Here is a 15,373-nt window from a genome sequence, read left to right as displayed (position 1 = left end):
GGCGGGCTGCTGCCTCGTCTGTCTGCTGACCAAGGGGCAGATCGGAAATCCTTCTTGTCACATGCGGACGACACCACTAGAATTAGTCGCAACGAACATCCGAGCTACTACATCTAGTAGGTCGATATACAACAGGGAGGCCGGGAAAACCCCAGCCACCCGCTCCCGATGCAACCCAAGGAGAGATTCATGCAGATTGCGAGCACCGCGACCCCTTCCACTAGCCAATTCACGGCACCCTCCGATTCCGGCGGGGCTGCGCAAGGTGGGATGACGGAGTACGCCGGCTACCAGATCATCCGTCGCAATGGCGCGGTGGTGCCTTTCGAGCCGGCCAAGATCGCGGTGGCGATGACCAAGGCCTTCCTCGCCGTCGAAGGCTCCCATGGTGCGGTGTCGGCGCGCGTGCGCGACGTCGTTGCGCAGTTGACCGATGGCGTGGTCAAGGCACTGCTGCGCCGCCAACCGCACGGCGGTACCTTCCATATTGAAGACATCCAGGATCAGGTGGAGTTGGCCCTGATGCGGTCTGGCGAGCACGATGTGGCGCGTGCCTACGTGCTGTACCGCGAGAAGCGCGCCGCCGAGCGCGCGGCCAAGGCGCCCTCGGCGACGGCCGAGACGCAGCCGGTCCTCAATGTCCAGGATGGCAGTGCGCGCCGTCCGCTCGACATGCGTGCGCTGCTTGCGCTGGTGGAAGCCGCCTGTGTGGGCCTGGGTGATCACGTCAACGCGCAGATCATCATCGACGCTGCGCTGCGCAACCTGTACGACGGCGTGCCGGTGGAGGAGGTGCGCAAGGCGCTGATCCTGGCCGCCCGCACTCTGATCGAGAAGGACCCGGACTACAACTACGTCACCGCCCGCCTGCAATTGCACGTGATCCGCGCCGAGGTGCTGGGCGAGGAGGTCGGTCAGGCCGAGATGACGACGCGCTACGCCGAGTACTTCCCACGCTACATCAAGCTGGGCATCGAGGCCGAGTTGCTCGACCCCAAGCTGGCGCAGTACGACCTGGAGCGTCTGGCGGCCGCCATCGACGCCTCGCGCGACCTGCAGTTCGGCTATCTCGGCCTGCAGACGCTGTACGACCGCTACTTCCTGCATGTTGAAGAGCGCCGCATCGAGCTGCCGCAGGTCTTCTTCATGCGCGTCGCCATGGGTCTCGCGCTGGGTGAGATCGACCGTGAAGCGCGCGCCATCGAGTTCTACAACGTGCTGTCGAAGTTCGACTTCATGAGCTCGACGCCAACGCTGTTCAACGCGGGCACCTTGCACTCCCAGCTCTCGTCCTGCTACCTGACCACGGTGGACGACAGCCTGGACGACATCTATGGCGCGATCAAAGAGAACGCCATGCTGCAGAAGTTTGCCGGCGGCCTCGGCAACGACTGGACGCCGGTGCGCGCGCTGGGCGCCCGCATCAAGGGCACCAATGGCAAGAGCCAGGGCGTGATCCCCTTCCTGAAGGTGGTCAACGACACCGCCGTGGCGGTGAACCAGGGCGGCAAGCGCAAGGGGGCTGTGTGCGCCTACCTTGAAACCTGGCACCTGGACATCGAAGAGTTCCTGGATCTGCGCAAGAACACTGGCGACGAGCGCCGCCGCACTCATGACATGAACACCGCGAACTGGATTCCGGACCTGTTCATGAAGCGCTGCATGGAAGCCGCCGAGTGGACCCTGTTCTCGCCGTCCGACGTGCCCGACCTGCACGATCTGTGGGGCAAGGCTTTCGAGGAGGCCTACGTCGAGTACGAACGCAAGGCCGACCGCGGCGAGATCAAGCTGTTCCGGCGCATGCCGGCGCTGCAACTGTGGCGCAAGATGCTGACTATGCTGTTCGAGACGGGGCACCCCTGGATCACCTTCAAGGATCCCTGCAATATCCGCTCGCCGCAGCAGCACGTTGGCGTGGTGCACAGCTCCAACCTGTGCACCGAAATCACGCTGAACACCTCGGATACCGAGATTGCCGTGTGCAACCTGGGTTCGGTGAACCTGCTAGCGCACCTGGGCAAGGACGGCGAACTGGACCACGACAAGCTGAAGAAGACCATCCGCGTCGCCATGCGCATGCTCGACAACGTGGTAGACATCAACTACTACGCCGTCGGCAAGGCACGTAACTCCAACCTCAAGCACCGTCCGGTCGGCCTCGGCATCATGGGCTTCCAGGACTGCCTGCACGCCAAGCGCATCTCCTATGCGTCGCAAGAGGCAGTGGAGTTCGCCGACCGTTCAATGGAAGCCGTCTGCTACTTCGCCTACTGGGCCTCCACCGACCTTGCCGAAGAGCGTGGCCGCTACAGCTCCTTCAAGGGCTCTCTGTGGGACCGTGGCATCCTGCCGCTGGACACTCTCAAGCTGCTGGAGCAGGAGCGTGGCGGTTACCTCGAGGTCGACACCACCGCGCGCCTGGACTGGGATGCACTGCGTCGTCGCATCGGCGAAGTCGGCATGCGCAACTCCAACTGCGTGGCCATCGCGCCGACCGCGACCATCTCCAACATCATCGGGGTGGACGCCTGCATCGAGCCGACCTTCCAGAACCTGTACGTGAAGTCCAACCTCTCTGGCGAATTCACCATCGCCAACGAGAGCCTGGTGCGCGACCTCAAGAAGCTGGGGCTGTGGGACGAAGTCATGGTCGCCGACCTCAAGTACTTCGATGGCTCGCTGGCCAAGATCGACCGTGTGCCGCAAGAGCTGCGCGAGCTCTATGCGACGGCTTTCGAGATTGAACCGAAGTGGCTGGTCGAGGCCGCATCGCGTCGCTCCAAGTGGATCGACCAGGCGCAGAGCCTGAACATCTACATGGCCGGCGCCTCAGGCCGCAAGCTCGACGAGACCTACAAGCTGGCTTGGTTGCGCGGTCTCAAGACCACCTACTACCTGCGCGCCATGGGCGCGACCTCGGCCGAGAAGTCGACAGGCCGTGGTGGCGAGCTCAACGCTGTGCCGGTGAGCGGTGGAGTGGCTGCGGCCGGCGCCGTGAGTGAGGAGCCCAAGTTCTGCTCCATCGACAACCCCGAGTGCGAAGCTTGCCAGTAGCCGAGTGACCGCGTGCCGCTGTGGCGGCACGCGGGTATCGCAAGAGTGACGACCCGTTGAGTGGCGCATTGGTGAGTGCGCTTGCCGAGCTAGCGAGCGCTCGCACCCCGATGAGCTGAACGACGAGTCGTGAAGGACATTCCGCTCGTCGGGATGTGTCGCAAATTTGCAAGTCGACTCGTGAAAAGTGTTGCGCCGCAACGGTTTGCGGGGTGTCCTTCGGAGATCCGCATGAATAGTGGCTTTGCGGGGAGTCTGTCTGAATGACAATGGCATCGAGCTCTCGAAACCCGCTCTACAGCAGGCAATTCAGCGAGTCGAAGACGTAGAAATTCTTTGCAATAGAGTGCAGAATCAACTAAAGGATAATGGCATGCTGAACTTTGAAGACGACCTCAACGTTCTGGGTTCCAACACCGCGCAGGCTAGGCTGCAGGCACAGGTGTCGCTGTCTCAACAAACCCAGGAACGCGCTGCTCACGAAGCGAGCGATGACGAGTTCCGCCGTATCAATGTCGCTGACAAGCGCATCATCAACGGCGCGACCGACGTCAACCAGTTGGTGCCCTTCAAGTACAAGTGGGCCTGGGAGAAGTACCTCTCCACCTGTGCTAACCACTGGATGCCGCAAGAGATCAACATGTCTCGCGACATCGCGCTGTGGAAGGACCCGAACGGTCTCACCGAAGATGAGCGCCGCATCGTCAAGCGCAATCTGGGTTTTTTCGTGACCGCCGATTCGTTGGCTGCCAACAACATCGTGCTGGGTACCTATCGCCACATCACGGCGCCCGAATGCCGCCAGTTCCTGCTGCGTCAGGCCTTCGAGGAAGCGATCCACACCCATGCCTACCAGTACATCGTCGAGTCCCTGGGGCTGGACGAAGGCGAGATCTTCAACGCCTATCACGAGGTGCCCAGCATCCGTGCCAAGGATGAGTTCCTGATCCCCTTCATCGACGTCCTGACCGATCCGAACTTCAAGACCGGCACGCCGGAGACCGACCAGCAGCTTCTGCGTTCGCTGATCGTCTTTGCCTGCATCATGGAAGGCATCTTCTTCTATGTCGGTTTTGCTCAGATTCTTGCCCTGGGCCGCCAGAACAAGATGACGGGGGCGGCCGAGCAGTATCAGTACATCCTGCGCGACGAGTCGATGCACTGCAATTTCGGCATCGACCTCATCAACACCATCAAGCTCGAGAACCCGCAACTCTGGACGCCGGAGTTCCGCGACGAGATCCGTGGGTTGATCCAGCAAGGGGTAGAACTCGAGTATCGCTATGCCGAGGACACCATGCCGCGTGGCGTGCTAGGTCTCAACGCTGCGATGTTCAAGGAATACCTGCGCTTCATCGCGAACCGTCGTTGCCAGCAGATCGGTATCGATGCCATCTATCCTGGTGCCGAAAACCCCTTCCCGTGGATGAGCGAAATGCTCGACCTCAAGAAGGAGCGCAATTTCTTCGAGACCCGGGTGATCGAATATCAGACAGGCGGGACGCTCAGTTGGGACTGACCTTATCTATCGAATCTTTTTGCGCGGCACTGCTTGCCCCTTCAAGGGGGCACGGCAGTGCCGTTGTCATATCCGCGACAGCTTTTCCCAGCGCCGCGTTATCACGCGGCTTCGCGCCTTTCGTGCCAGATCGGGCGAAGGCGTTTTTGTGTAGCGCCGACCAACCAGTAGGCGATTGAAGGAGGTGTGAAGATGGCAACAGCGAAGTCGACTGATAAAGTCAAGAAGGCGGCCGCGAAGCCGGTGGCCAAAGCCGCCGCCAAGCCGGCAGCCAAGCCCGCGGTGAAGAAGGCCGCTGCCAAGCCGGCGGCTAAGCCCGCCGCAAAGAAGGCTGCCGCCAAACCGGCTGCCAAGCCAGCCGCAAAGAAAGCTGCTGCGAAGCCGGCTGCCAAGCCTGCGGTGAAGAAGGCTGCTGCGAAGCCGGCTGCCAAGCCTGCTGCGAAGAAGGCCGCCGCCAAGCCGGCCGCCAAGCCCGCAGTGAAGAAGGCGGCTGCCAAGCCCGCCGCCAAGAAGGCTGCTGCGAAGCCGGCTGCCAAGCCTGCTGCGAAGAAGGCCGCCGCCAAGCCGGCCGCCAAGCCCGCAGTGAAGAAGGCGGCTGCCAAGCCCGCCGCTAAGAAGGCCGCTGCGAAGCCGGCCGCCAAGCCTGCTGCGAAGAAGGCTGCCGCCAAGCCGGCCGCTAAGCCCGCAGTGAAGAAGGCGGCTGCCAAGCCCGCCGCTAAGAAGGCCGCTGCGAAGCCGGCCGCCAAGCCTGCTGCGAAGAAAGCTGCCGCCAAGCCGGCCGCTAAGCCCGCAGTGAAGAAGGCCGCCGCGAAGCCGGCCGCCAAGCCTGTGGTTAAGAAGGCCGCAGCCAAGCCCGCCGCGAAGAAGGTTGCCGCCAAACCGGCCGCCAAGCCCGCGGTGAAGAAGGCGGCACCCAAGGCAGAAGCAAAAAAAGTTGAGGCCAAGCCGGTCGAAGCAGCTGCTGCTGCCAAGCCGGCTGAAGCGGCGCCCGTAGCAAAGCCCGCTTCCGCTCCCGCAGCCGCTCCGGCACCTGAGGCGAAACCGTCCACGGCGGCAACGCCTGGCATCAAGTCTGCGTTGAACCCCAACGCTGCTTGGCCGTTCCCCTCTGGGTCGCGTCCGTCCTGATCGGCTGACGACGCTGGCTAGCAGGCCACGGCCCCGCAAAGGCGGGGTTGTGGCCTTTTTTCTTTCGCTCCGCGGGCGACAACTTTCCACTTGGGCTGGAAAGCCTCTTCTAGTCTGCCATTTCAGGCAATGTCAATGGCATTTGCGGCGGAGTGCCTTGCGTTTGGCCAGGCTTGACAAAGACCATTCAAATCAATAGAATACGATCGTGTTCGTACAGGTGCGGACACACTTTGCGAGCAAGTCATGACGTGACGGTTCGTAAACCCCGGAAGGCCTTGTGCCGGTCCGGCCGATCAGTGATGTGAGAGACCGCTCCCTGACCAATGTTCGCGGCGCTCTCCTATATGGTGTTCAACGTAGTGCGCGCTTGAGCCGCACATCAAATCTGGATGGCAGCTTTGGGCATGCTGGAGCATGCCGCTGTCGGTTGCGGAAGTTTCCTCGATTCGACCCCAGCAGGGTGTTCGTGCGCGACCGGGTTGTCTGTATATCAAGGAGGAGTCCATGAGCTACGTCGCGCGATGTGCGCAGATCGCACGCCATGTGGGTAGTTTTGTTCTGCACTTCGCACACGGCGGAATCGTCATGGCGGGGGTGCTGATCATCGCATTGATGGGTTACCAGGTTTCCTTGCATGGGACTGCTGGGCTCGATCCCGCACGTCTGTTCGTTTTCGATCATGCGGAAGAGCCGGTGGGTGGCGAGTTTCTCAAGCCGGAAATGGCGCTGACGGCCGAGGGAAAGCTGTCGCCCGAAATGATGCGCGTGGCACAGCATGTGTCACGTCGTTTCAAAGTGTCTACGCTGGTGGTGGAGCCCTTGTTGCTGACCGCGATCCGAGAGGGGCAGGCCAACAATGTCGACCCTCTGCTGATCGTTGCCGTGGCCTCGATCGAGTCCAGCTTCAATCCGTTGGCGGAGAGCGTGCTGGGCGCACAGGGGCTCATGCAGATAATTCCGCGCTTTCATTCTGACAAGATTTCAGGTGATAAGGGGCACATGGCGCTGTTCGACCCGGTGGAGAACATCCGTGTCGGTTCGCGCATCCTGCGCGACTACGTGCGCGCCCGAGGTTCGCTGGAACTGGGCTTGCAGCAGTACGGCGGAGCCCCGAATGATGCAGACATGATCTATGCCAACAAGGTGCTGGCCGAATGGGCGCGCCTGCAGCAGGTCATGAAGTTTGGAACGCCCAAGGCTGTCGCCAAGGAATCCACTGACGACAAGCCGCGCCCGCCGGCTGCCGCAGAAGTGGACGGTACCGAGCCGGCAGGCTGACGGCACATATTCCGGTGTGCATTCTGCACTGCGGAAAACACCAGTTCTCCAGGGCCGTCTGCGGCGTAGAATCGGCGCATCGCACACGTTTCGCGCCCGCGTGGATATAAGCAATCATTTCGCGATTTTCGTTCTGACCAGGGCGTTGCCCGGGTGGTCGCCACTGGTACAGCCCAGCTTCCGGCGAACGACCCGCTTGTCTCCGAGGCCCCCATGGACGAGAACATTCGCGCGGCTGCGCTGGACTATCATCGGCAGCCCTCTCCCGGAAAAATTTCCGTCACACCGACCAAGGCGCTGACCAATCAGCGGGACCTGTCCCTTGCCTATTCACCCGGGGTGGCCGCCGCCTGCGATGCGATCGTGGCGGACCCGGGTGAAGCACGTAACCTCACTGCGCGCGGCAACCTGATCGGGGTGGTGACCAATGGAACCGCGGTGTTGGGGCTGGGCCCGATCGGTCCCTTGGCGGCCAAGCCAGTGATGGAGGGCAAGGGCGTCCTGTTCAAGAAGTTCGCCGGCATCGATGTGTTCGATATCGAGCTCGACGAGCGCGATCCGGACAAGCTGATCGACATCATTGCCGCGCTGGAGCCCACGTTCGGCGGCATCAATCTCGAAGACATCAAGGCGCCCGAGTGCTTCTACATCGAGCGTCAGTTGCGTTCACGCATGAAGATCCCGGTGTTCCACGATGACCAGCATGGCACGGCCATCGTGGTGGGGGCGGCGCTGCTCAACGGCTTGCACCTGATCGGCAAGCCGCTGGACCAGATCAAGCTCGTGACCTCGGGGGCCGGCGCGGCGGCGCTGGCCTGTCTTGATCTGCTGGTGAAGCTGGGGGTGCCGGTGGCCAATATATGGGTGACCGACATCAAGGGCGTGGTGTACGAGGGGCGAGTCGAGGAAATGGACCCGATCAAGGCCCAGTATGCCAAGCCGACCTCGGCGCGCAGCCTGGGCGAGATCATCGAGGGTGCGGACGTCTTTCTGGGGCTATCGGCTGCTGGGGTGCTCAAGTCCGAGATGGTTGCGAAGATGGCCCCCAATCCACTGATCCTTGCGCTGGCGAATCCGGTGCCGGAAATACTCCCGGACGAGGTGCTGAAGGTGCGGCAGGATGCCATCGTGGCGACGGGCCGCTCCGATTACCCGAACCAGGTCAACAACGTCTTGTGCTTTCCGTTCATCTTTCGCGGAGCGCTGGATGTGGGGGCGACGACCATCTCGGACGAGATGCAACTGGCGGCGGTGCGTGCCATCGCTGAACTGGCCCGTGCTGAGTGCTCGGACGTGGTGGCCATGGCCTATGGCTCGCAAGTTGCACCTTTCGGCCGGGAGTACATCATTCCCAAGCCTTTTGATCCGCGCCTGATCGTCAAGATCGCGCCCGCTGTGGCCAGAGCTGCGATGGACTCCGGCGTAGCGACGCGTCCCATCACGGATTGGGATGCCTACACTCAGCAACTCAATAATTTTGTCTGGCATTCCGGGCTGATCATGAAGCCGGTTTTCTCGGCGGCGAAACGTGCGCCCAAGCGCATCGTGCTGGCCGAGGGAGAGTCGGAGCGCGTGCTGCGGGCTGCGCAGACCTTGATCGACGAAGGTCTGGCGCACCCCATCCTGATCGGGCGACCCGACATCGTGCGCATGTACATCGAACGCTTCGGCCTGCGCATGCGTCCGGACGTGGACTTCGAATTGATCAACCAGGACAGTGATCCGCGCTTCCGCGAGTTCTGGATGCACTACCACGGGCTCATGGAGCGACGCGGCGTGTCGGTCGAATACGCCAAGCGCGAAGTGCGTCGGCGCACCACGCTGATCGGTGCGCTGATGGTCAAGTTCGGCTACGCCGATGGCATGATCTGCGGCACTTATGGACGCCACGGCCAGCACCTGAAGATCATCGACGACGTGCTGGGTCGGCGCGAGGGGGTGGCCAACTGCTACACCATGAACCTGCTGGTGCTGCCCAATCGAACGATCGCGCTGTGCGATACCTATGTGAACTATGACCCCACGGTCGAACAGGTGTTCGAGATGACCTGTCTCGCCGCCGAGGAACTCCAGCGTTTCGGTGTAGTGCCGCGCATTGCATTGTTGTCGCACTCCAGCTTCGGCAGCGACGATTCGCCCACCGCGCTCAAGATGCGCCAAGCCCTGCAACTCCTCCACAGCCGACGGCCCGACCTGGCGGTGGAAGGCGAGATGCACGGCGATGCGGCGCTGGACAAGGACATCCGTCTGCAGGTCTTTCCCAATGCGCGCATGGCTGAAGATGCCAACCTGCTGATCTTCCCCACCCTGGACGCAGCCAACATCACGTTCAACCTGCTCAAGACGGCAGCGGGCGAGGGGATGACCGTGGGCCCCATCCTGCTGGGATCGGCCAAGCCGGTGCATATCCTGACACCCACGGCGACGGTGCGTCGAATCGTCAACATGACCGCGCTGACGGTCGTCGAAGCGGGGCAGGGCGGCCGCTGAATGCCCTCAAGGCGCCCGTCTCCCGGCCCGTTAAAAGGCTGAAGAGCGAGGAGGGCACATGAGGGAAGACAGGGCCGCGTTGATCCTGACCGGCGGTGGTGCGCGTGCTGCCTATCAGGTTGGGGTGCTGCTGGCGATTCGCGAAATCTGGGGGCGCCGCGAGGGCTCGCCGTTCAAGATTCTGTGTGGCACCTCAGCCGGCGCGGTCAATGCGGTGGCCCTGGCCTGCTTCGCCGGCAACTTTCGCGAAGGGGTACGCCGGCTCGCCTGGATCTGGCGCAACTTCACCGTGCATCACGTCTATCGCGCCGATTCGCTGGCCGTGCTCAAGTCGGTGCTGTCCTGGGCCTCGGCCCTGCTGATGGGCTGGCTGTTCCGGCGCGCGCCGCGCTCGCTGCTGGACAATACGCCGCTGCGCGAACTGTTGCAGCATCACCTGGATTTTGCCCACATCGGCCAACACATCCGGGACGGCAATCTGTACGCGGTGAGCGTGACCTGTTCGGGCTACGCCAGCGGAGAAAGCCTGACCTTCTTCGAAGCGGCCGAAGGCGTTCAGGCTTGGCGCCGAGCGCAGCGGGTGGGGTTGGCGCATCGCATCACGGTCGATCATCTGATGGCGTCGAGCGCCATCCCCTTCGTGTTTCCGGCAGTCAAGATCCATCGCGAGTTCTTCGGTGATGGCTCGATGCGTCAACTGGCCCCCATCAGCCCGGCGGTGCACCTGGGGGCCGATCGCATCCTGGTGATCGGCAATGGGCGGGCGCAGGGCGAGACGCGGCGCGTGCGCAGCGACCGCTACCCCTCGCCGGCGCAGATTGCCGGGCATGTGCTGTCCAGCGTGCTCCAGGACGGACTTGCCATTGACCTGGAGCGTATGGAGCGCATCAATGACACCTGGGGGCGAATCCCGGCAGATGTGCGAGAGGGTGCAGGCGTTCAGTTGAAACCCATCGAAACCCTGGTGATCTCGCCCAGCGACCGTCTCGACTTCATCGCCGCACGGCACGCGCGTAGCCTGCCCTGGGCCTTGCGTGGCGTGTTGCGAGGCATCGGCGCCTACGGTCGGTCAGGCTCCAGCATATTGTCCTATCTGCTGTTCGAGAAGCCTTATACCCGCGAGTTGATGGATCTCGGATATCACGATGCCATGGCGCGGCGGGGCGACATCGAACGCTTCTTGAGACTTGAGGCCGAACCGATAAATGTCGCTCGTCGGAGCGCGGCTGACATTTACGAAACGTCTTGAACAATGGCTTCCATTTACTTGATTGGTTGCTACAATCTCCTCAAAGCAACCTTGGCTGGGCGGATGTAACGAGATGGTGAAGAAGAACTTGCTGATTGGTGTGCTGAGTGTTTGCATGACACTGGGTTTCGCCACGGCTGATGCATCCGGCAGAAACACCAAGGCGGCCAGCCAGAAGGCCAAGTCCTCGCAGGCTGTGAGCAGGAAGGCCGTGGCGGCCAAACCTGTGGCGAGAAAAGCTACTCCCGTCAAACTGAGTCGACGTGCCGCGCCGGCCGAGCCCGATTTTGATCGCGAGGGCAACCCGCTGATCCGCTCTTCCGCTTTCGTGGTTCAAGACCTAAGTTCCGGCGAAGTCCTGCTGGAGAAAAACGCCACTACGGCGGCGCCGATCGCCTCCATCAGCAAGCTGATGACCGCCATGGTCGTGCTGGACGCTCAGTTGGACCTCAACGAAGCCCTGCGTATTTCCGACGACGATGTCGATCGCCTCAAGGGCACCAGTTCGCGCCTTCCTGTGGGTACCACGCTGACGCGTGAAGAGATGTTGCGTCTGGCGTTGATGGCGTCGGAGAACCGGGCTGCTTCTGCGCTGGCCAGGCACTATCCGGGCGGTCAAGCGGCTTTCATCGAGGCGATGAACGCCAAGAGCCAGCAACTCGGGCTGCATGACACCCGCTTTGAGGACAGCACTGGCCTCAACAAGCACAACATCTCATCGCCGCGTGATCTGGCGCTGATGGTGGCGGCGGCTTCGCGCTATCCCTTGATCCGCGAGTTCACGACCGCGACCGACTACTCGGTCAGCGTGCGCGGGCGGGAGCAGGCCTTCCACAACACCAACGCGCTGGTGAAGAGCCCTGACTGGCAGATCAGCGTGTCCAAGACCGGCTACATCAGCGAGGCCGGCAAATGTCTCGTGATGCAGGCCTGGTTCAACAACAAGCCGGTGGCCATCGTGCTGCTCGACTCCTGGGGCAAGTTCACCCGTCTGGGGGACGCCAACCGCATCAAGCGCTGGATGGACACGGCGCTGAGCCAGCAGCGCCAGGCGGCGGTGCTGCAGTTGCTCAATGGCGGTGGTCCGCTGATGTGACAAGGGGCCCGTCGGGCCCCTTTCCTTGTCTCGGTGCTGCTCTTCGCGAGCCCTCAGACCCGACGCACGAAACCCAGGCTGCGCGAGATTTCCATGGCGGTCTCCTTGACCACGCTGGCCCAGTCCGGGTTGAAGCGCTCGGCCGGCGTGGACAGCGACAGGCCGGCCACCAGCTTGCCGGAATCATCGCGGATGCCGGCGGCGATACAGCGCACGCCCAATTCCACTTCTTCCATGTCGTAGGCCAGTTGATGGCGACGCACACGGTCCAGATCCTTCTCAAGAGCGGTGACCGTGGTCAGCGAGTTGGGGGTGGCGCCCGGCAGGCCGGTGCGCACCGCGTAGTCGCGCACTTGCTGGCCACCGTCCTCAGCCAGGAACAGCTTGCCGGTGGCGGTGGTGTGCAAGGGGGCGCGGGCGCCCACGATATGCACGACCCGCACGGCAGAACGGCCGCTGGAGGTGCGCTCGACGTAGACGATCTCGTCACCGTCGCGCATGCCGAGATTGACGCTCTCGCCGGTACGTCCGTGCAGCTTGAGCATGGCCGACATGGCGGCCTCGCGCACCGAGATGCGGGATTTCACGACATTGCCCAGCTCCAGCAGGCGGATGCCCAGGCGATAGGCGCCCTGGTCGCTGCGTTCGACGAAGCCGCGCGCCACCAGGGCGTTGAGGATGCGGTGCGCGGTGGACGGATGCAGTTCTGTGTCCAGCGCCAGTTGCTTGAGGGTGGCCGGGCCATCATGCTCGGCCAGCACGTCGATCAGGTTCATCATGCGTTCGATGACCTGGATGGAGCTGCGGGAGTCCTTGCTCTCGGCAGCTTCTGGTGCTTCTTCAAGGATTTGGCGGCGTGTGACCATGCGGCGCATCTTACCCGATAAGATTCAATTTCGCATGATGAAACGCGCCGCAGGTGCCTGCACGCCAGCGAAGCCGGAATCTTCAGAAACGCAGCATGGAGCCAGGCAGATTGCCGGACTCGCTGAGACGATCCAGCGTGTCGCGCAAGCTAAGCCCGGTGCGCGCTTGCAGCGAATCGGCGCGTTCGCGCATCAGTGCCAGCGGCACCTCTACTGCGGCGCCACGCGCACCAAAAGCAATCACATTGCCGCTTTCACATGATGGAAAGGCGAAGCTGCGCTGCTCGAATGCTTCGTGCAGGCGCTGCAGCGAGGGGCCGTAGCGACGGGTGCGGCCGAACAGGTTGGCGGCCAGCAGGCCGGACTCGGACAGGCGTGTCCAACAGGCGGTGTAGAAGGGCGTCGAGTCGAGGGCTCCGACCTTGGCGTCGGCGTCGTAGCCGTCGACCAGGATGTAGTCGTAGTGGTGGCGGTCCTGCGGCACGAATTCGGCGCCATCACCGATGACAATGCGGAAGCGTTCGTCTTCCTGCGGCAGCTTGAAGAACTGGCGGGCTGCGGCCACTACGGCCGGCTCGATCTCGACCACCGTGATCCGCGCCTGGGGCAGGCGCCAATAGCAGAACTTGGCCAGCGAGGCTGCCCCCAGGCCTATGATCAGGATATGACGCGGCCAGGCTTCCTCGGCATGCATCAGCAGCCCGGCCATCATGTCGCGGGTGTAGCTCAGCTCCAGGTCGATCGGTCGGCGGATTCGCATCGCGCCCTGCACCCATTCGGAACCGAAATGCAGGTAACGCACGCCGGCCTCTTCACTGACGTCGATCTGGGTCATGCGGGGCTTCTTGGACGAATGGAGAGGGCGCCATGGTAGCAGTTGGCCTGCGCAGCCTCGTGGCGTGACGTCAAGCCCTGGCGATCAAGGCGGAGGGCGGCCGGAAGCGCACTACAATGCGCGCTCGCCGTGCGCGGCCATGCTGGAGCAGGAGATGAGAGTATTCGGATTCGCCGGCTATTCCGGCGCGGGCAAGACCACCTTGATCGAGAAGCTGATCCCCTTGCTGCGTGCGCGCGGCCTGCGTGTTTCGCTGATCAAGCACACCCATCATGGTTTCGATATCGACAAACCGGGCAAGGATTCCTATCGCTTCCGCGAAGCGGGGGCGGGCGAGGTCATGCTGGCCGGCGCCCAGCGCTGGGCGCTGATGCGGGAACTGCGCGACGAACCGCAGCCCAGCCTGGCGCAATTGGTCGACAAGCTGTCGCCCTGTGATCTGGTGCTGGTGGAAGGCTTCAAGTCGGCGGAGTTGCCCAAGATCGAGGTCCATCGCCCGGCCACGGGGCACCCCATGATTCTCGACGCCTATCCCAACGTGGTGGCGGTGGCGAGCGACGTACCGCTGCAACTCGGCGTGCCGGTGCTGGATCTCAATGACGTGGGGGGGGTGGCGCATTTCGTCTTGAGGCACGTGGGTCTCGAGGCGCCAGGACAGGAGCTTCAGGCATGTTGAGTTACGAGGATGCGCTGGCACGGATGCTGGCCCGCGCACAGCCAATGGTGCGCCGCGAGCGTGTCGACACCCTGGCCGCGACGGGTCGCGTGCTGGCCGAAGCGTTGATCGCGCCGGTCAACGTACCGCCGGCTGACAATTCGGCCATGGATGGCTACCTGCTGCGGGCCCAGGATGTGCCCGCCGCCGGTACGCGCCTGTCGGTCAGCCAGCGCATTCCTGCCGGTAGCCAACCGCAACCCCTGCAAGCGGGCACTGCCGCGCGCATCTTTACCGGCGCGATCATCCCGCCCGGCGGTGATGCCGTAGTCATGCAGGAGCGTTGCGAGGCAGATGGCGACTATGTGCGCATCGACGTCCAGCCCAGTCCGGGAGACAACATCCGCCGAGCGGGCGAAGACATTGCGCTGGGGACAGAGGTGCTCGCACCGGGTCTGCGCCTGCGTGCGGCCCATGCCGGCCTGGTGGCATCGCTCGGCGTGCCCTCTTTGGAGGTCTTTGCCCGTCTGCGCGTGGCGGTGTTCTTCACAGGCGATGAGCTGGTCATGCCGGGCGAGCCCCTGCGTGAAGGGGCGATCTACAACTCCAATCGCTATGTGCTGCATGGCCTGCTGAGGGAGCTGGGCTGCGTGGTGAGCGATCTTGGCACCGTGCCGGACGATCTGCAGATTACGCGCGAGACCTTGCGCCGCGCGGCCGAGGGGCATGACCTGATCATCACCTGCGGTGGCGTGTCGGTCGGCGAGGAGGACCATGTCAAGGCGGCACTGCAGGCCGAGGGCGAACTGGATGCCTGGAAGGTGAACATCAAACCGGGCAAACCGTTGGCCATGGGACGGGTCGGCAATACGCCCTTCGTGGGCTTGCCGGGCAACCCGGTGTCCTCCTTCGCCACCTTCCAGGTCTTGGTCAAACCCTACCTCCGCCGCCTGCAAGGCATGACTGACGTGATACCGAGACCGCTGCGCCTGCGGGCGGACTTCGCGGTGCAAAAACGCGATCCGCGGCGCGACTTCCTGCGCGTGCGGCGCAACGCGGCGGGCGGCCTGGATCTGTTCCCGAAGCAGGGTAGCGGCGTGCTGACCTCTTGCGCGTGGGGTGATGGTCTGGTCTGCAATCCACCGGATACCGCGATCCAGCCCGGCGATCTGGTCGACTACCTGCCTTTCGAGGACTGAT

Annotated in this window: 11 protein-coding genes; 9 read left to right on the top strand and 2 right to left on the bottom strand. The window is 63.1% G+C overall.

All coding sequences use genetic code 11. The features are described 5' to 3' along the window. The first annotated feature begins 189 nt into the window (after window positions 1-189). The 7 genes from NMB43_RS12260 (at window position 190) to pbpG (ending at window position 11,817) form a co-directional block, all read left to right on the top strand. Window positions 190-3,054 (top strand): ribonucleoside-diphosphate reductase subunit alpha, encoded by a 2,865-nt coding sequence (locus tag NMB43_RS12260; protein ID WP_494348446.1) that lies wholly within the window; start codon window positions 190-192, stop codon window positions 3,052-3,054. A gap of 373 nt (window positions 3,055-3,427) precedes the next feature. Then, window positions 3,428-4,573: a ribonucleotide-diphosphate reductase subunit beta gene (locus tag NMB43_RS12255; RefSeq protein ID WP_494348445.1), complete on the top strand. Its 1,146-nt coding sequence runs from the start codon at window positions 3,428-3,430 to the stop codon at window positions 4,571-4,573. Between the two features lie 192 nt (window positions 4,574-4,765). After that, entirely contained in the window at window positions 4,766-5,701 is a 936-nt protein-coding gene (locus NMB43_RS12250; RefSeq protein ID WP_494348444.1) for a hypothetical protein, read from the top strand. 507 nt (window positions 5,702-6,208) lie between these two features. After that, window positions 6,209-6,982, top strand: a complete 774-nt coding sequence (locus NMB43_RS12245) for a transglycosylase SLT domain-containing protein (protein WP_494348443.1) — start codon at window positions 6,209-6,211, stop codon at window positions 6,980-6,982. Between the two features lie 213 nt (window positions 6,983-7,195). Continuing rightward, window positions 7,196-9,472 (top strand): NADP-dependent malic enzyme, encoded by a 2,277-nt coding sequence (locus NMB43_RS12240; protein ID WP_494348442.1) that lies wholly within the window; start codon window positions 7,196-7,198, stop codon window positions 9,470-9,472. A 58-nt stretch (window positions 9,473-9,530) separates the two neighbouring features. Continuing rightward, on the top strand, window positions 9,531-10,721 hold the full coding sequence (locus NMB43_RS12235; RefSeq protein ID WP_494348441.1) for a patatin-like phospholipase family protein: 1,191 nt from the start codon (window positions 9,531-9,533) through the stop codon (window positions 10,719-10,721). A gap of 73 nt (window positions 10,722-10,794) precedes the next feature. Continuing rightward, the gene (gene pbpG / locus NMB43_RS12230; RefSeq protein WP_494348440.1) at window positions 10,795-11,817 is read left to right on the top strand and encodes a D-alanyl-D-alanine endopeptidase; all 1,023 of its coding nucleotides are present in this window, start codon (window positions 10,795-10,797) and stop codon (window positions 11,815-11,817) included. Window positions 11,818-11,870: 53 nt separating this feature from the next. On the opposite strand, the gene NMB43_RS12225 is transcribed toward pbpG, so the two are convergent. Then, entirely contained in the window at window positions 11,871-12,596 is a 726-nt protein-coding gene (locus tag NMB43_RS12225) for an IclR family transcriptional regulator (protein ID WP_494352143.1), read from the bottom strand. Window positions 12,597-12,765: 169 nt separating this feature from the next. Next, window positions 12,766-13,518, bottom strand: coding sequence for a spermine/spermidine synthase domain-containing protein (locus tag NMB43_RS12220; protein WP_494348439.1), 753 nt, complete (start codon window positions 13,516-13,518; stop codon window positions 12,766-12,768). Between the two features lie 154 nt (window positions 13,519-13,672). Between NMB43_RS12220 and mobB the strand changes: the two genes are divergently transcribed. Both mobB and NMB43_RS12210 read left to right on the top strand, forming a co-directional pair. Beyond that, a complete protein-coding gene (mobB, locus tag NMB43_RS12215) occupies window positions 13,673-14,194 on the top strand; it encodes a molybdopterin-guanine dinucleotide biosynthesis protein B (protein WP_494348438.1) in 522 nt (173 codons plus the stop codon). Continuing rightward, the gene (locus NMB43_RS12210; RefSeq protein ID WP_494348437.1) at window positions 14,188-15,372 is read left to right on the top strand and encodes a molybdopterin molybdotransferase MoeA; all 1,185 of its coding nucleotides are present in this window, start codon (window positions 14,188-14,190) and stop codon (window positions 15,370-15,372) included. The genes mobB and NMB43_RS12210 overlap by 7 nt, the downstream gene beginning before the upstream one ends. The last annotated feature ends 1 nt before the right edge of the window (window position 15,373 follow it).

It is taken from the genome of Uliginosibacterium sangjuense, from assembly GCF_059132465.1.
The sequence above is the reverse complement of the archived record's forward strand: the minus strand, read 5'-3'. Positions and strand labels throughout refer to the sequence as shown.